Here is a 17349-nt window from a genome sequence, read left to right as displayed (position 1 = left end):
ACTTAGTGTGCCGCACCGTTTAATGTTTGTTCCAGAATCGCTACACAGAGCGCATCAAAACTATAGCCGACGGCTGCTGCCGCTTTTGGTACCAGAGAATGACTGGTCATCCCCGGAACTGTATTCACTTCCAGCAACCAGAAATTACCCTGTTCATCCTGCATTGCATCAATACGGCCCCAGCCACTTGCACCCACCGCCTGGAAGGCACGTAGAGCCAAGGCTTGCAATTCTTTCTCTTCAGACTCGCTTAAGCCACATGGAATGCCATATTCCACATCATTACGCTGATATTTAGCTTCATAGTCATAGAAAGCCACATCTTCTGGCGGTTGCAGACGAATGACAGGTAGGGCCTGACCATTCAGAATTACAATGGTAAATTCACGGCCTGTGATCCATTTCTCTGCCATAACCACGGCATCATGTTCAGTGGCTTTGGCAATCGCATCAGCAAAGTCTTCTACTTTTTCAACTTTACTCATGCCAATACTCGAACCTTCGTGTACAGGCTTAATGATCAGCGGCAAATCTAGAGCAGATACAATTTCTTGCGCATTCGAGTTCTTGGTCACGATACGATATGGCGCAGTAGGTAATTCTGAACCCTGCCAAACCTGTTTGGTTTTGACTTTATCCATACCAATGGCAGAACCCTGTACGCCTGTACCGGTATATGGAATATTCAACCATTCCAGCGCACCCTGAATCTGACCGTCTTCACCGCCACGACCATGCAATACCACAAACGCACGATCATAATTTACCAGCTCGGTAACACTACGCTCTTGTGGATCAAACGCTTCTGCATTGACCCCAGAACGCATTAATGCCTCAAGTACGGCGGTTCCACTATCTAGCGAAACCTCACGCTCTGCAGATTTACCACCCAGCAATACGGCAACTTTTCCGAATTTTGAAGCATTTGACACGTTTATATCCTTAAACTTTTTGAATCTGTTCAATCAGTCATAACATGACTATTTTACTTTACATATAAATGATTTTGAGCAAGTTCGATTGAGATTGCTCCAACATTACCTGCGCCTTGGGTTAATAACAAGTCATTTGCTTGCAATACCTTTTTCATCACCTGGCTCAGGTTCCCCTCAACCGGATCAATCAGGATTGGTTCAACTTCCCCACGTAAACGGATACTACGTGCCAATGCGCGGCTATCTGCACCTACAATTGGCTTTTCCCCTGCCGGATACACTTCAAGTAAGAGCAGCTGATCAACTTGTGAAAGCACTTCTACGAAGTCATCAAAACAGTCACGGGTACGGCTGAAACGGTGCGGCTGGAACATCATCACCAGACGGCGATCTGGATGGCTGGCACGAGCCGCTTTAATAGTGGCTTCTACTTCTTTTGGATGGTGACCATAGTCATCGACCAGTTTCACATCGCCGCCTTCAAGTTCGAATTGACCTTGTACCTGGAAACGACGACCTACACCACTGAAGCCTTCCAGTGCACGGCAAATAGCTGCATCGGATACGCCTTCATCCGTTGCAATCCCAATTGCAGCCAAGGCATTGAGTACATTGTGCAGACCCGGCTGATTCACAGTCACGCGTAGCGGCTCACGATCTTTACGTAATACGGTAAAGTGGCTGCGCATACCTTCTTGTACGACATCGACGGCACGAATGTCATTATCTTCATTAAAACCATAAGTCAGTAATGGACGACCAATACGTGGCATGATTTCACGGATATTGGCATCGTCACCACACACAACCGCTAAACCATAGAATGGCAGTTTTTGCAGAAACTGGATAAAGGTATCTTTTAAAACATCGAAGCTACCGCCATAAGTATCCATATGGTCAGCATCGATATTGGTCACCACGGCAGCCATTGGTTCTAGATAAAGGAATGAGGCATCTGATTCATCGGCTTCTGCCACGATATAACGACTTGCACCCAAAGCGGCATTCACACCGGTACGGTTTAGCAAACCGCCGATCACATAAGTTGGATCCAGATTTTCTTCTGCCAGCATACAGGTGATCAGGCTGGTGGTTGTGGTTTTACCGTGAGTGCCTGCAACCGCGATCCCGTGACGGTAACGCATCAGCTCACCCAGCATTTCTGCACGGCGGACTACCGGTGTACGGGTTTCAAGAGCCGCCTTGATTTCCGGGTTTTCCTTATCAATCGCGGTAGATACCACGATGACATTGGCACCCTTAATATTGCTGGCTGCATGGCCGATATAGACCTTGATACCATTTTCTTCTAATTGAGCCGTAGTTTTAGAGGCCTTGATGTCTGAACCAGAAACTTTATACCCCTGGTTTTTCAGTACTTCCGCGATCCCGCACATCCCTGCACCACCAATCCCTACAAAATGGATATGCTTGATCCGGCGCATTTCCGGGACTTTAATTAATTTCTTTGCTTGGTCTGCTGGGGTTACTGGAGACATAATTTACTCGGATTACAATTCTTGAATTAAACGGACCACATGCTGGGTCGCATCGGGTTGAGCCTGACGGCGTGCTTTTACCGCCATTTCCATCAATACCTGACGGTCAAGCATCGGCTCTAATAAGGTTTTTAAACTGTCTGGCGTCAAAGTAGCCTGCGGGCAGATTTTGGCTGCCTGCTGATTGGCCAGGAATTTGGCATTCGCAGTTTGGTGATCATCAACCGCACTTGGTAGCGGTACAAAAATCGCGGCTACACCGGCAGTTGCAATTTCAGTAACCGTTAGTGCACCGGCACGGCAAATGACCAGATCGGCGTCGCTATAAGCTTGGGCCATATCTTCAATAAAAGGCTGAACTTCAACCTGTAAGGAGGCGGGTTTGTCTGCATAACGTGCGCGCGTTGCTTCAGCGTGATTTTGACCACACTGATGATAGACATTTAACGGCACATTCAACTGTTTCAAGGCTTCCGGCACACGTTCATTTAAGGCTTGTGCCCCAAGTGAACCGCCAACAATCAGAATTCGTAGTGGCTGGCCAGCTTTTTCCCGCTCCTGATAACGCCAGGACGGATTTAAAATTTCTGTAATTTCTTTACGTACTGGATTACCGGTGGTCACTACTTTGTCTTGTGCCGGGAAAGTATCAGGAAAAGCCTGACATACCGTTTTAGCGACCCGTGACAACTGGGTATTGGTAAAACCCGCGACTGCATTTTGCTCGTGAATAATTACAGGAATACCCAGGATCCGCGCTGCCAGACCACCCGGTCCTGCCACATAACCGCCAAAGCCTGCAACAGCTTCGACTTTGAGCTGTTTCATATGCTTCATAGCACTAAGAGTGGCTTTTAAAATTTTAAACGGGGCCAAGACTTTACGCACAAAACCATTGCCACGCACACCTTGAATATCGATTTGATAAATTGGAATATTATGGTTTTTTAATAATCGGTTTTCCATGCCCGCTGGTGTTGCCAACCAGGACACTTCAATTCCTTGTTGTTGTAGATCTTTTGCAACGGCTAACGCTGGAAACACATGTCCACCCGTACCTGCGGCCATCATCATGACATGTTTAGGCTGTTTTTGCTGAGCGTCGGTCACGGTCTAATTCTTCAATTAAAAAATGAAACAGGAGGTCTAATTTAAGTCATCAATTGTAATCACAAACGCTTGCCCTTGAAAGTTTATTTACCTTATTTCAACAAGCGTTTCATTGTTTTTTTCATACTAATTTGAAGTTTAAACTAGTTTTATTATAAGGTCTGCATTTTTCCTTAGACTTAAGTGAAATATAAGCATAATTTTTAAATATTTTTCATTTAATCTTTTTATACCTACTTCCTAAATCTATACATTTTTCACTAATTACTGGCTATTTTTCCATTTAATTCATCCTATTAACTTATGCCTAAATCATATAAATCTGAATAAAATTTTATGTTATCCCTATATCTATATAATTTTTTTCAAATTGATCTGCATATTCCTTAAATGGATTCAAGCATTATAGATGTCAAAAATATCAATTCGTGATCTATGGATTATTTTAGCCGGTTATCTGGCGGCCATGCATGTCGGCAAACTGTCTGCTATTATTCCTATTCTGCAACAGGATTTAGGCTTAAGTTTTACGCAAGCCGGGTTTTCCCTATCTTTAGTACAAGGGGCCGGGATGCTATTCGCCCTTTGTATTGGTGCTTTTTCGGAAAAAGTGGGTTTAAAGCGCTGCATGATTTTGGCGTTAATCATTTTAGGACTGAGCAGTATCGCTGGCCTTTGGATTCAGCATGCCACAGCCTTATATTTCTTCCGCTTTACCGAAGGGATTGGATTTTTAACTATTTCCTTGTGCGCGCCTGCAATTTTAAAACGGATCAGTCGGCCTGAAACACTGAATTTTAAAATGGGACTCTGGAGTTCCTATATGGGTGTCGGTGTCAGTCTTGCTGTTTTTAGTATTCCTGTTTTACTCGAATACCTGAACTGGCAGAATATTTGGGCTATTCTCGGCAGTCTATGCTTGATTATTGCAGGCATCATTAAACGATACCTGCGAATAGATTCAATGGCATTTGCATCTAACACAATTCCTCAACCAGTACCGTCAAATACTTCATTCTGGCAGATTGTCAAAGTTACCCTTACCCATCCACCCATTCTGTGTTTAGCTATTATTTTTGCCTGTTATACCAGTCAGTGGATTACCGTGACCGGGTTCCTGCCCAGCATGTACGTCGAACATGGTATTGATTTAAAAGTTGCAGGCGTTCTGGTTTCAATCGTGGTACTTGCCAATCTGGGCGGCACTTTTGGCGCAGGTATGTTGTTACAACGTGGCTGGAAACCCAAGACGCTATTCAGTACCGGATTTACAGCCATGCTGTGCAGCAGCTTTCTGGCTTTTGCAGCCAGTTCATGGCTCATGTTCGACTTACAGTTTATAAGTGCTGTACTGTTTTCACTGATTGGTGGAATTATCCCGACCACTGTTTTTGCCATTACTTTGCAGCATGCCCCGCGTGCCAATGCCGCAGCAGCCAGTGTGGGTCTGGTTTTACAGCTTTCAGCCTGTGCTCAATTTTTTGTGCCGCCTTTAAGCGCAGCACTAGTTTCGACTACACAGAATTGGGCTTATATCGCGGCAGTTACCGCCAGCCTCTCTATATTAGGAATCTTAATGACCCTGCTTTTATTCAAGCATTATGGCCAATAAAAAGAGCCTCAGACGAGGCTCTTTTTTATTATTGAAAGCTTAGGCTTGACCCAGACCGGCTTCCAGTACATCAAACAGGTCATCTGCAATGGAGGTACCAAACTGAGTATCAATTTCACGGATACAGGTTGGACTGGTGACGTTAATTTCAGTGACATAATTGCCAATCACATCCAGACCGACAAATACCAAACCTTTTTCTCTGAGATAAGGCCCCACTTGCGCTGCAATGGCTCTATCATTCTCAGTTAATGGACGTGCTTGACCTAAACCACCTGCTGCCAGATTGCCACGCACTTCACCATTTTGCGGAATACGGGCCAGACAATACGGTACTGGTTCGCCATTGATCATCAGGATACGCTTATCCCCTTCTACAATTTCAGGAATATAACGCTGTGCCATAATCGGCTGGTTACCATTGTTGGTCAGAATCTCAATGGTTGAGCCAATATTGATACCATCCTGATAGAGACGGAAAATTCCGGTGCCGCCCATACCATCCAATGGTTTTACAATCACATCAACATGCTCTTTTAAAAATTCACGGATCAGGCTTTGTTGCGACGTTACCAAAGTCGGAACTTGCAGGTGCGGGAACTGAGTAGCAAACAGCTTTTCATTGCAGTCACGCAGGCTTTGCGGTTTGTTGATAATCCATGCTCCTTCACGTTCTGCCTGTTCCAGAATATAAGTGGTATAAACAAAATTCATGTCGAAAGGTGGGTCTTTACGCATCAACACCACATCATAGGCCGCGATGGATTCCTTACGCTTTTCACCTAATTCATAATAATGGTCATAATCTTCAAACACCTGTAATGGTGAGATCAAACCAAAGGCCTTCCCCTGATCGATATATAAATCTTGCTGTAATGCATAACCCAGTTCATGTCCACGGCGTGCAGCTGCCCATAACATGGCCATGGTTGAATCTTTTTTCAGGTTTACATTTTCGATGGGATCCATCACAACAAGTATGCGCATGTCTCTGTGCTCTTTCTTAAAAATACATTAGCAAGGAGTATAGCCTGTGCAGTTTCTTTTGTTTATGGTGATTTTGCATGACTAATTTTGTATAAATGCTTAAATACTTTAATCAACAAGAGCATTTATCATGCAGCAGGCAATTGTCGGCTTTCATCTGGATGAAGAAAATCATTGGGTCGCTGAACTGGCCTGTGGTCATGGTCAGCATGTGCGGCATGATCCACCTTGGCAAAACCGTCCTTGGGTCATGACCGAACAAGGCCGTAAAGAAAAACTGGGCGTCTTATTGGACTGCAAAAAATGTGAAATACACGAGGATTAATATCTTCTAAATCAAATCAGTATATATACTCACCCTGAGTATTTTATCTCGTTTAGAAAATTGATTAAAACCTGAATAAAAATAATAATACCTTGCTTATAAATGCATTATCTTTCAACTAAATACATCTAATTTTATGATTTAACGATTATTTTTCGAAATCATGGTTCCCAGCATAATAATAAAGGTACTGACCCCGCCAATCAGTAAGCTCATCAGAGCAATTTCCAAAGTGATCTTATGATGCCAGCTCTGATCAGGAATCCAGGACAAATTCAGATTTTCCCCAAAGATAAAGTTAATAGTACATATAATCAGAAAGCCAATCGTTGTCGAGATCAGTAAAGTCACCACCAGGTTTTTCCACATCTTGCAGCCCACCAGCATGACAATAATGGCTAAACCTACCACCGTTATAATCGATATAAATAAAACACTGTTCCAGTAATCCATTCCTAGTACTCTTATTTTAAATCAATTAAAATTATGAAATTCTTATAATTAATTACGTAATGTTTATTTTAATATAGGCAGATTACAATTTGTAAACAATGACCATAACTACCTTATTCATTTTATTTGTAAAGGGACTTTATGGGGGGTAATTCATTCTTTAATGAGTTTCTTTTAAAAATATTGTTCTTTTTAGATAAAATAATTTTGATCAAGATTTATATATTGAGAAGAATATTTAGATAGAATTTAATTTTGAAGAAGATAATATAATTTATCGAATTCAAGGTTTATTTAGATCAAAATTTCTATCTTATTATTTATATTTCTTTTAAATACAGTCGCCTGAACAGAACTTCTCTTCCCATAAAAAGTAAAGCCCTAGATTACTAGGGCTTATACATCTTCATGTGGTGAATTGGATTTTAGATTCCGTATTTCACACGATAAGCTTCCATTTTCGCCAATGCTTCGCTATCGCCTTTTGCATCTAGGTAATTCATTAAATCTTTCATAGTAATCAGTGCATGTACTGGAATTTCCAGCTCTTTTTGTACTTCCTGAATAGCAGATAATTCACCTTGGCCTTTTTCCTGACGGTCAAGAGCAACCAGTACACCAGCAATTTGCGCACCGGCATTTTTCAGGATAGTGACCACTTCACGAATCGCAGTACCGGCTGTAATCACATCATCAATGATCCAGACTTTTTTCCCTTCCACTGAAGCACCGACCAGCACACCACCTTCACCGTGATCTTTGGCTTCTTTACGGTTAAAGCCCCATGGCACGCTGACGCCATGATTTTGCGATAGTGCCACTGCTGTAGCTGCTACAAAAGGAATGCCTTTGTATGCTGGTCCAAAAATCACTTCAACATTGTCACATTCAGTTAATTTTGCAGCATAGCCAGAAGCCAGTAGTGACAAGGCTTCACCATCATTGAGCAAGCCAGCATTAAAAAAATAAGGACTCACACGTCCTGATTTTAAAGTAAACTCACCAAATTTAAGCACACCACGTGATAATGCGAGTTCGATAAAAGCTTGCGGGTTAAACTGAGCTGGCGTTGACATGAGGTGCTCCTAAATCCATTAATTAAGGGTAAGACTTGCGCATGATACCAAAGAGTAGCTATCCAGGTGATCAAAAAATTCTTCGTGTCGTTTCAATTAATGTCAACGGTTTACGTTCCTCTGTCAGCAAGGGCTTGCTAGAGTGGATCGAACAGTCTGATGCCGATGTGATCTGCATGCAGGAAAGCCGGATCACCCATGCGCAGTGGACTGATAAATTTAAGCCTGAAGGCTGGTATACCCACCTGTTCCCTGCCGAGCGTCCAGGTTACGCGGGTACAGCGATTTACAGCCGTCTGCCATTTGTTTCCATTACCGATGGTTTGGGTTTTGAACTGGCCGATTCTCAAGGTCGCTTTATCTCGGCAGAATTTGACTTGGGTCTGGAAAAAACAGCGCATATCTGTTCGCTGTATTTACCTTCAGGTTCTTCGGGCGATGAAGCGCAGGCACGTAAAGATCACTTTCTGGAAGAGTATAAAAAGATCCTGAAACAATGGCGCGATGAAGACAAATCCATCATTGTCTGTGGTGATTACAATATCGTGCATAAACGTATCGATATTAAAAACTGGTCCGGTAACCAGAAAGCATCGGGCTGCTTGCCGCATGAACGTGCATGGTTGGATCATATCTATGATGAACTAGGTTATGTCGATACGTTCCGCGAAGTCCGTAAAGAAGCCGAGCTATATTCCTGGTGGTCGAATCGTGGTCAAGCCCGCGCCAAGAACGTGGGCTGGCGGATTGACTATCAGGCCTGCTCACCGGACTGGAAAGACCGTACTGTAAATGCCTGGGTCTATAAAGATGAATGGTTTAGTGACCATGCACCCGTGATTATTGACTATAAAATCTAAAACTGACCGAAAGATTGAGTGAACATTCGTTCACTCAATTAAGGTTTATTACCTACACTACATGACGTATTTTCAGGTTTATCTTCAGACCCTAACAGCGCATGATACTCACACGGCACAGGGATATGTCAGGATGACACTATAAGGACAGGACGCCGTAGGAAGAAAATAAAACAAACTATCAGATTTAGCTTGTTTTTCATGGATGTGACAACGGACGTTGTATTGAGACCCGCATAATCAGGATGATTAGATGCGGGTTTTCTCATTTCAGTACCTTCATTTTTTTCTTATTCTTAAACTTTACCATTTACTTTTTAATACCCATTCTGCTCTTAAACGATGTCAATCGAATGACATGTCTTTTAAATATTGCTTAAAAACAAGCTTCTTGGAAGCACATAGGCGATCGGCATAAATTCAGCTAAGCTAAGCCATCAATAAATAAACTGTTTGGGATACAGCGAGCATGCTCAAGATTTATGGCATTAAAAACTGCAATTCAATGAAAAAAGCTTTTGATTTACTTAATGAATTGGGACTGGCTTACGAATTTCATGATTATAAAAAACAGGGGATCGACGCGGATACGGTTAAAACCTGGCTAGATGCTTTAGGTCAAGATGTGGTACTGAATAAGAAAGGCACCACCTGGCGTAAACTTACTATTGAAGAGCAGGAAAATGCCCTTGCCAGTGAAGATAATCTGATTACCGCCTTAACTACTCATACCAGCTTAATCAAACGTCCGGTATTACAGACTGCAACTGGTTTTATCGCTGGTTTTGACGAAGCCGCTTATCAAAAGCTAAAAGACTAATCATCCCAGATGATCTGGAAGAATAAAAAAAGCCTGACTTCTGTCAGGCTTTTTTATGGTAGTTTTTAGAGAACGGTCATGATCTATTATTTGGCACGAATCCAGGTTTGGTTACGACCTAAAGCAGACACGCCGATATAACCGCGCAGCTCAAGCTTCTTGCCACCATCTGTCAGGTTGCCTTTCAGCTTATAAGTTTTACCAGATTTTGGATCTAGGATCGAACCACTGTCATAGCTGGTTCCGCCTGTATTTTTCAGGCCTTTCACAATCGTTAAACCTTTCAGCGATTTATTGTGATACGGACCTTCACATTTTGTACAAGCATTTTCTTCACCCGGTGTTAATACCGATTGGATGCTTGCAGATAATGTCCCATTTTTTTGCTCAGTAAATTTTACTATAGCCTTTGGTTGTTTGGTTTCGTCGTCAATCGTTTTCCAAACGGTACCATTTAAAGGATCTGCAGCATTGGCCAGCGCAGATAAGCCGAGTAGTCCTAACATTAGCGTAATTTTTTTCATTTTTCTTCATTTCCCTAGTCTGAGATAGACCGATGTAGTATTAAAAAGTCACAACATTTTTGCAATTTTTACCTGTGACTATTTAGTGTAACCTTGTAAATATTGTTGGTAAATAATCCACATAATCAATAAAAGCAGAAAAAGATGGAAAGAAGATGAAGATTAGCCCCGTGACGAAACAATTAATTACAGAAAGTCTTTTAAAAGCGACCATCCGCGCGCCTAGTCGGTTCAATCTTCCTCCAAGCTCCTTACGGGTCGCACTGGAGCAGATGTGCAAGATTTTTCCGCAAGATAAGTCCGTACAAATCCGTTCGCTCCGGCTGGCAGGTGTACATGCCGAGGAAATCAAACCACAGCAGGAATCCAGCCAGCTGATTTTCCATATTCATGGTGGTGCTTTTTATCTCGGTTCCTTAAATACCCATCGTGCCTTTATGACCCAGATTGCCGCTCGCACCCAGATGCAGGTACTGCATATTGATTATCCTCTGGCTCCTGAATCTGCTTATCCTGAACCTTTGGAAGCTGTGTTTGATGTCTATAACCTGTTATTAGATCAGGGCATTCAGGCTAAGGACATTGTTCTGTCCGGAGATTCGTGTGGCGCTAATCTGGCGTTGGCGTTGGCACTCAAATTACAGCAGGAAGGCCTGCCACAGGTGAGTGGACTGATTCTACTTTCCCCTTTCCTTGATCTGACCCTGACCAGTGAATCACTACGCTATAATCAAAAGCATGATGCCCTGCTGTCGATTGAAACCCTAAAGACCGGGATTCAGTATTATGTACCGAGTGCAATGGATCGTGGCGATCCAGAGATTTCCCCATTTTTTGCCGATCTCAGTGGTTTGCCACCGATGCATATACAGGTGGGGTCTAAAGAAATTCTGCTGGATGATGCCACACGCTTCAAGGAAAAAGCGGAACAGGCTGGTGTCGAGGTTGAATTCAAGTTATATACCGGGATGTGGCATAACTTTCAGATGTTTAGTGCCTGGTTTGAAGAGGCTCGACAAGCGCTAGCGGATCTTTCAGAATTTGCTCATCGTCTAGATCAAGACTAGAAATTTAAAAGAAGCCATAAAAAAGGTCAGCGATTGCTGACCTTTTCTGTTTAGTGATTATCTATCGCTTTTTAGATCAGGCTTACTTGCGTCATCGCAGTTTCAATTGCCTGCTGTTTCGCTACATCACCCATATTGACGCCTTCAGCGCGAATTACGTGCACATCAGTTACGCCAGTAAAGTTAAATACAGTTTTCAGGAAAGCTTCCTGGAAATCGACTGGGCTTTGTTCGCCATAAACACCACCGCGGCTACTGGCAATATAGACTTTCTTTTCACCTGCCAGACCCACTGGGCCATTTTCTGTATATTTAAAAGTACGCCCTGCCACACTAATGCGGTCAATCCAGGCTTTTAAGGTAGAAGGTAGACCGAAGTTATACATAGCGGCCCCAACCACCACGATATCCGCCTGTAAGTACTGCTGTAAAATCTGTTCTCCTAAAGCCGCTTGCTCAAGATTTTGACCCATCAAAATTTCGGCAGTTAAATGTGGAATCGGCTGTGCAGCCAAGTCCAGATATTCAAGCTCAACAGCCTCACCATGTTTCTGTTGAAGCTGTCCCACAATAGCTTGAGTCAACTGACGGGAAATAGAGGCATCGCCTAAAATACTGGAATCAATCTGTAAAATTTTCATTGCTTAATCTGGTCCGTTCATTGTTCGGGAATGGACATAGCTTAATAAACTTTAAATAATGAAATAATGGGTTTAAATAAAACACTTCATTGCGTATTTAGAACAATAAATTTCCAGCTTAATTTTTCTCCTTTTTTTTAATTTTTGATAAATATTACTGATTATCAATGAATTAATTTTATGTTATATTTCTGTAAATAATTAAAGCAATATTTTTCCATCTTTTAAAAACTTAGCAATAACAATAAAGGTCAGACCTGTTGTATGAAGCGAATGTCAGCAGTATTACAAAAATTCCAGAATCATCGACTCAAGAAATATCTGATCGAAGATGAAGTGGTGATGAACTGGGGAATTTTGAAAAAGTGTATCCTGATGCTGGCACTGGGCTGTGGCATACATATCAGCTGGCTAAGCTGGGACCTGTTTGTCCTGTCACATCCGCAATACTGGCAGCATGTCCATATTGATGTCGTTCGTTCAGAGATTCACATGAATGGCCTATTTTTACTGGCGCTGGTTCTTCTGATTTATCCCTGTTATAAATTTCAGGGCAATGCACTGATAGAACGATATTTTCCCTATCTGGCAGTGGGCATCTTTGTGGTGTCCCTGTGTCGGGATGCATATATCGTAGGCGTGATTAGCCCGGTAGCCACAATTGCCTATGTTTGCCTGATGACGGTAGGTCTAGTCCTGTTTCACCGGAGACTGGTCTATAGCATGCTGATTCCGGCCTCACTGTTTCTGGTAACTTGTGCCTATCTAAGCTTTAACCAACAACTGCCTTATTCACCACTTTTTAATATTCAGGACCAGTTTTTCCATAATAGCTTCTGGCTGTTATCAATGCTGTATTTTATCCTGCCGATTCTTGCTATCTGCATGATTTTATTTGAGATTTTACTCAGTCAATGGCGCTATCGCGAACAGCTGATTAACCATCTCAGCCAGATCGATCCTCTGACCAATCTGTTTAACCGCCGTAGCATTAATCAATGTCTGGATCAGTTAAATAGTACTGCAACTTTTAACTATGCCCTGGTGCTGCTGGATCTGGATCATTTCAAAAAGATTAATGATTACTATGGACATCACAAGGGCGATGAAACACTGGTACAAGTCAGTGCGGTACTGAACCAGCAATTGCGTGAGAGTGATGTGGTGGGACGGTTCGGCGGTGAGGAATTTATTCTGGTCCTGAATAATTCCAGCCTGGAAAAAGCTCAGCAGGTTGCAGAGCGTTGCCGAAGCGCGATCCAGCAACTACAGATTTTTAGTGATGAAGGACAATTGATCCCAGTGACGGCCAGCTTTGGCATTGCTATTTCAAAACCTGAATTACGCCCGCAACAACTTTTAAGCCAGGCCGATCAAGCCCTTTATCAGGCCAAAGCTAGTGGACGGAATCAGGTGAAATCTTATCTGGAACCTTTGAAAGTTCAACCAGCCTGATATTTTTATCGGCCTTATTCACTTTAAAGCATGTACCAGAAAAGCTTTAAAGTGAATGCTAGAGCTGTTCTAAAAGCTGTAGCTGTGCCAATAATTCTGCTTTACTAAATGCGCCAGTCAAACGTAAGCTGCGAATCTCCTGCTGCTGAGTATCAAGAAATAAATAGGTCGGTGGTCCCAGAATTTCCCATCGGTTAAGTAAAGCCTGATGCGTAGCATCATACTGACTAAGATCAAGCTTGATCAGAAAATAAGGGGCTAAGGCCTGCTGGACAGCAACTGCCTTTAATACTTTATGTTCAATCGGCTGACAGGCCACACACCAATCAGCATAGACATCAATAATGACCTTCTGCCCTTGCGGTACTGTAGCCAATAACTGTTCAAATTCAGTGGCCGTTTTTGCTATATGCCAACTCGCCTGTTGTTGGGCAGTTTCAACAAAAAAACGCTGACTATGCTGATACTGACTATATGTAATATAAGGCACTGCAATAGCCAAACAGATGATATAGAGCCAGCGCAGTCCGGTATTTTTCCATAATAATCGTGCCAGAACATAGGCTACAAAGCTTAAGCCCAGCCCTAGCGACAGCCACTGCAATGCCGCTTCTGAAATCAGCGGACGAATAAAATACAAGGCCAAAGCTAGCATAATGAAAGCAAAGAGCACTTTCACCTGATTCATCCAGTGCCCGGCTCGAGGTAGAATACGTGCCCCCATAATACTGGCCAGCAGCAACGGGGTGCCCATACCGAAACCCAACGTAAACAACAGCACTGCGCCTTGCCACTGGTTCTGAGTCTGGGAAATAAATAATAAAGCACCGGCTAATGGTGCCGTCATACAAGGCCCAACCAGCAAGGCAGAAACAGATCCCATGATCGCAGCGCTAACCAGAGTTCCCCCTTGCTGCATCGCCTGAACCCGGTCCAGACGTTGCGTCAGACGCTGTGGCATTTTAATTTCAAACAGGCCAAACAGGTTGAGGGCAAATACCACAAATAATGCACTAAATGCCATCAGGGTGGCAGGTTGCTGTAACCAGCGCTGAAAGTTGAGTCCGGCTGAAGACGCGATCAAGCCTAATACCGCATAGACTGCGGCCATACTGCTTACAAAGCTTAGGGCAATCATCCAGGCCTTGATGCCTTTGCTATCACGAACAATTAATGAAGTCAGAATTGGCAGCATCGGCAAAGAGCATGGCGTAAATGCCAGCAAAATGCCCAAGCCGAAAAATAACAGCAATCCATAAGCCAGCGAACTTTCAGCCAGACGTGTAGACCATTGCTGGTCTTGTGCCGAGTCGCTGTTGGATCGTGTAGAAATGACTTCAACGATTTTACTGTCTGTATTTCCTGATTCTAGATCATCAGCAGAATTTTCCAGAATTCGGTTGTGCTGTGAGGAGGAGCTACTTAGATCCAGTAACCGTTTATTACCCGAGCCAGTAGATTCATATTGCACCAGACCAGATAGGTCAGTCTTGAATTTAATGGTTTGGGGTGGGTAACAAAGCCGGTCTTTGGCACAGCCTTGCCAGCTAACCTGATAAGTTTGACCCGCCTGTGTCGGAATCTGAACTTTTAATTGCTGATAATAAACTTGGGTATGACCATAGTTTTCATCATATAGATCTTCAGCAGGTGGCAATTGCAAGGTCATCGGCTGACTTCCCTGCTTTAGCTCTACCTTATGCTGATAAAGATAATAGTTTTGTGGAATTTCCCAGCTAAGTTCAGTCTGTTGCTGAGTGACTGAACTGATACTCAGAGGAAAAGCCTGCTCAGGCGAAAGCAAAGGCGCTTCTGCCTGAGCAATATTACTAAGCAACACTGTGCCCAATAAGACTGGAGAAAAAACTTTTCTCCCGATCTTAAACTGTAGTGCTTTGGTCATATCGGAATAAGAGCAGCTTAGAATAGGAATGATACGCCCAAGCCTGAGAAGTAACCTTTATTCTGACCTTCCAGATCTACCCCAACACTGGCATCAAGTTGTACATGATCATTCAATGCATACATGACGCCAGTCCCTAGTGCATATTCATTATTCTGACTTTCGGCTTTACGATAAATCAGTTCCGAATAACCTGACCAGCGCTCAGTAATCTGATAGCCTAAAGCTGGAATCGCAGTAATTGCCCAGTTGCTATCCTGCCATTCATAACGCATGGTCAGTGCAGTATTCACCAAATCATTATATTGATAAGCAACTGCTGAGCTCAGGCTATAAATATCTTCTTCATTACTAAAATTAGCATTACCTGTGGCAATAATAGCTTCAGCCATCAGCGCCATACTGAGTTTTTCATCATCCAGATCAATGGCTTTTTTCAGGCCAATACTAACATCGCCTAAACCATCATCCTCTTCAGTCTGACCATTGAACTTGGTTTGTGACCAGGCCGGACCAGCCCAGCCTAAACGTAATTCCAGATCATCAGTCAAACCGGTACGCAACAAGACGTCGGCATTTAAAGTGGTTTGTTTCAGCTTGCTTCCATCCACAGTCGCTTCGCTATAAGAGAAACTCGGTAAACCCTGTTCCCAAGCTAACTGACCCACTGGCACGGTACTGGTACCCAAACCTTCACCTGGTCGGTCAAATTCAACTGCAGCACAAAGCTGTGCACTTACACCCGTCAGTGCCATCAAACCCAATATTCTTAAAGTTGTCTTCATCTTGCTGGAGCTCTTTCTTAAAATTTAATGTAATTCCTTGGTCATTTTTGCGCCATGACTACGCAATAATTCTAGGGTCTGTTTTTCTTCTTCCAGTGCTTCTGCCCAGTTAATTTCATCAAAATCACAATCAAAGAATAAATCACTAATCGATGACAGAATGGTTAATCCTTCTTCATCCTTGCTGTTCGGATTGACTTTTTCTTCTAATAGGCGCTGCACTGCAGGTACACAGGCTGCACTGGCCGCATCCCAAAGCGGGCCATAAACTTCTTCAGCATCCCAGAGATGCAGATTCACTTTGGCCTGGATCAGCGCTTCCAGAATCTGTAAATGTACGTCCAGACGTTGCTGTTTTTCTTCGGCAGTTAAGGGACTGCCCGCTTCATAAGCTTCGCACACTTCTTCCCACCATTTGAACAGACCATCCGACCAGATGGAAATAACTGGGCCTTTTTCCAGATCAATAAAATTCGGGTTAAGTCCATCTGCCAAAAGCTGTTTGACCTGACCCAGATTGAGTTCTTCGAGTGCTTGCACAAAAAGCTGTTGTTGCGCAGTTAACATGATGGAGCTCACTTCAAATTCGTTTTTCACTATTATGCCGAATAAAGCGGGATTTGTTTTGTTCTCATTCGTTTATTTTATCTAAAATTGAAAAAAGCCCCGTAGGGGCCTTTTTCATCTGCGAATTATTTATTGTTCTAGATCTGTACCCGTATCTTCTTCCGCAAGTTTTAGCGGAGTGCTACGTACGTTATCTTTTTTCTCAATCACATGTTCCAGACTGCGTTTTAAACGGTCGATGGCACCATGAATGGCAGTATCAACATTATGACCATGATGGTTCACGACAATTGGCTTCAAGCCGGCAGGACGTGCTTCGATCATGCAGCGAATATCATCATCGCCTCCTTTGGCGGCATTTTCATCGCTAAGATGCACTGAGAAATGGGTAATACGCTCACTGTGGCGCTGAAATTCCTGATTTAATTCGGTACGAACGTAAGTAATTAGACGATCACTATTGCGAATGTTTTTATCGGTACGGAGTTCAATGTTCATAAAATACCATCCTCAAATCATTTTAACTTTTTAGTGCAGAATTTTTATCTTGGCACGTGTATAGCTTGCTGTTTTATATTGCATTTCAAATCTTCAAATCGCTTTGGATAAAACCCTCCAGATTGAATGATGAACACATTTTTGAGTCTGCAGAACCGTGTTCCTATACTTTGAATATCGGTCCTCTCTTGAAAATATGCAAGTGATATTTTGATTTTTTTAGCAAAAGGAC

18 protein-coding genes are annotated in these 17349 nt (G+C 42.9%); 6 read left to right on the top strand and 12 right to left on the bottom strand.

Going from position 1 to position 17349, the window contains the following annotated elements:
* Window positions 1-2: 2 nt before the first annotated feature.
* Genes FTV34_RS03790 through murG form a run of 3 tightly spaced genes read right to left on the bottom strand, consistent with a single transcriptional unit; the run spans window position 3 to window position 3544 of the window.
* Window positions 3-932: a D-alanine--D-alanine ligase gene (locus tag FTV34_RS03790; RefSeq protein ID WP_166137467.1), complete on the bottom strand. Its 930-nt coding sequence runs from the start codon at window positions 930-932 to the stop codon at window positions 3-5.
* A gap of 53 nt (window positions 933-985) precedes the next feature.
* Window positions 986-2434, bottom strand: coding sequence for a UDP-N-acetylmuramate--L-alanine ligase (murC, locus tag FTV34_RS03785; RefSeq protein ID WP_005232692.1), 1449 nt, complete (start codon window positions 2432-2434; stop codon window positions 986-988).
* Window positions 2435-2446: 12 nt separating this feature from the next.
* Window positions 2447-3544 (bottom strand): undecaprenyldiphospho-muramoylpentapeptide beta-N-acetylglucosaminyltransferase, encoded by a 1098-nt coding sequence (murG, locus tag FTV34_RS03780; protein ID WP_034703617.1) that lies wholly within the window; start codon window positions 3542-3544, stop codon window positions 2447-2449.
* A gap of 409 nt (window positions 3545-3953) precedes the next feature.
* Between murG and FTV34_RS03775 the strand changes: the two genes are divergently transcribed.
* Window positions 3954-5156, top strand: a complete 1203-nt coding sequence (locus FTV34_RS03775) for a CynX/NimT family MFS transporter (protein ID WP_180002590.1) — start codon at window positions 3954-3956, stop codon at window positions 5154-5156.
* A 39-nt stretch (window positions 5157-5195) separates the two neighbouring features.
* On the opposite strand, the gene gshB is transcribed toward FTV34_RS03775, so the two are convergent.
* On the bottom strand, window positions 5196-6143 hold the full coding sequence (gene gshB / locus FTV34_RS03770; protein ID WP_180030992.1) for a glutathione synthase: 948 nt from the start codon (window positions 6141-6143) through the stop codon (window positions 5196-5198).
* A gap of 130 nt (window positions 6144-6273) precedes the next feature.
* On the opposite strand from gshB, the gene FTV34_RS03765 reads away from it, so the two are divergent.
* Window positions 6274-6468: a DUF3565 domain-containing protein gene (locus tag FTV34_RS03765; RefSeq protein WP_004781474.1), complete on the top strand. Its 195-nt coding sequence runs from the start codon at window positions 6274-6276 to the stop codon at window positions 6466-6468.
* A gap of 141 nt (window positions 6469-6609) precedes the next feature.
* Here the strand turns inward: FTV34_RS03765 and FTV34_RS03760 are convergent, their stop codons facing one another.
* Both FTV34_RS03760 and pyrE read right to left on the bottom strand, forming a co-directional pair.
* The gene (locus FTV34_RS03760) at window positions 6610-6921 is read right to left on the bottom strand and encodes a hypothetical protein (RefSeq protein WP_180030990.1); all 312 of its coding nucleotides are present in this window, start codon (window positions 6919-6921) and stop codon (window positions 6610-6612) included.
* 425 nt (window positions 6922-7346) lie between these two features.
* The gene (gene pyrE / locus FTV34_RS03755; protein ID WP_125279724.1) at window positions 7347-7997 is read right to left on the bottom strand and encodes an orotate phosphoribosyltransferase; all 651 of its coding nucleotides are present in this window, start codon (window positions 7995-7997) and stop codon (window positions 7347-7349) included.
* A gap of 41 nt (window positions 7998-8038) precedes the next feature.
* Here pyrE and FTV34_RS03750 point away from each other — a divergent pair, with 41 nt between their 5' ends.
* Together FTV34_RS03750 and FTV34_RS03745 are read left to right on the top strand one after the other, a co-directional pair.
* The gene (locus tag FTV34_RS03750; RefSeq protein WP_159124217.1) at window positions 8039-8857 is read left to right on the top strand and encodes an exodeoxyribonuclease III; all 819 of its coding nucleotides are present in this window, start codon (window positions 8039-8041) and stop codon (window positions 8855-8857) included.
* A 469-nt stretch (window positions 8858-9326) separates the two neighbouring features.
* Window positions 9327-9677 carry a Spx/MgsR family RNA polymerase-binding regulatory protein gene (locus tag FTV34_RS03745; protein ID WP_180030988.1) on the top strand — a complete coding sequence of 117 codons (351 nt, stop codon included), beginning with the start codon at window positions 9327-9329 and terminating at the stop codon, window positions 9675-9677.
* Window positions 9678-9763: 86 nt separating this feature from the next.
* Here the strand turns inward: FTV34_RS03745 and FTV34_RS03740 are convergent, their stop codons facing one another.
* Window positions 9764-10201: a DUF2147 domain-containing protein gene (locus tag FTV34_RS03740; RefSeq protein ID WP_004781465.1), complete on the bottom strand. Its 438-nt coding sequence runs from the start codon at window positions 10199-10201 to the stop codon at window positions 9764-9766.
* Between the two features lie 155 nt (window positions 10202-10356).
* Between FTV34_RS03740 and FTV34_RS03735 the strand changes: the two genes are divergently transcribed.
* A complete protein-coding gene (locus FTV34_RS03735) occupies window positions 10357-11268 on the top strand; it encodes an alpha/beta hydrolase (protein WP_180030986.1) in 912 nt (303 codons plus the stop codon).
* A 71-nt stretch (window positions 11269-11339) separates the two neighbouring features.
* On the opposite strand, the gene FTV34_RS03730 is transcribed toward FTV34_RS03735, so the two are convergent.
* Window positions 11340-11909 carry an FMN-dependent NADH-azoreductase gene (locus FTV34_RS03730; RefSeq protein ID WP_180030984.1) on the bottom strand — a complete coding sequence of 190 codons (570 nt, stop codon included), beginning with the start codon at window positions 11907-11909 and terminating at the stop codon, window positions 11340-11342.
* A gap of 264 nt (window positions 11910-12173) precedes the next feature.
* Between FTV34_RS03730 and FTV34_RS03725 the strand changes: the two genes are divergently transcribed.
* Window positions 12174-13364 carry a GGDEF domain-containing protein gene (locus FTV34_RS03725; RefSeq protein ID WP_180030982.1) on the top strand — a complete coding sequence of 397 codons (1191 nt, stop codon included), beginning with the start codon at window positions 12174-12176 and terminating at the stop codon, window positions 13362-13364.
* 58 nt (window positions 13365-13422) lie between these two features.
* Here the strand turns inward: FTV34_RS03725 and dsbD are convergent, their stop codons facing one another.
* The 4 genes from dsbD to FTV34_RS03705 form a co-directional block, all read right to left on the bottom strand.
* The gene (dsbD, locus tag FTV34_RS03720) at window positions 13423-15267 is read right to left on the bottom strand and encodes a protein-disulfide reductase DsbD (RefSeq protein ID WP_180030980.1); all 1845 of its coding nucleotides are present in this window, start codon (window positions 15265-15267) and stop codon (window positions 13423-13425) included.
* 17 nt (window positions 15268-15284) lie between these two features.
* Window positions 15285-16052, bottom strand: coding sequence for a transporter (locus tag FTV34_RS03715; protein ID WP_180030978.1), 768 nt, complete (start codon window positions 16050-16052; stop codon window positions 15285-15287).
* A gap of 24 nt (window positions 16053-16076) precedes the next feature.
* A complete protein-coding gene (locus FTV34_RS03710) occupies window positions 16077-16619 on the bottom strand; it encodes an ankyrin repeat domain-containing protein (RefSeq protein ID WP_004781453.1) in 543 nt (180 codons plus the stop codon).
* A gap of 129 nt (window positions 16620-16748) precedes the next feature.
* Complete coding sequence (locus FTV34_RS03705) at window positions 16749-17117, bottom strand: HPF/RaiA family ribosome-associated protein (protein ID WP_005232722.1); 369 nt, start codon at window positions 17115-17117, stop codon at window positions 16749-16751.
* Window positions 17118-17349: the final 232 nt, after the last annotated feature.

The sequence above is a fragment of the Acinetobacter sp. YH16038 genome, assembly GCF_013417275.1.
Classification (GTDB): domain Bacteria; phylum Pseudomonadota; class Gammaproteobacteria; order Pseudomonadales; family Moraxellaceae; genus Acinetobacter.
This window is presented reverse-complemented; position numbering and strand designations above follow the sequence as displayed.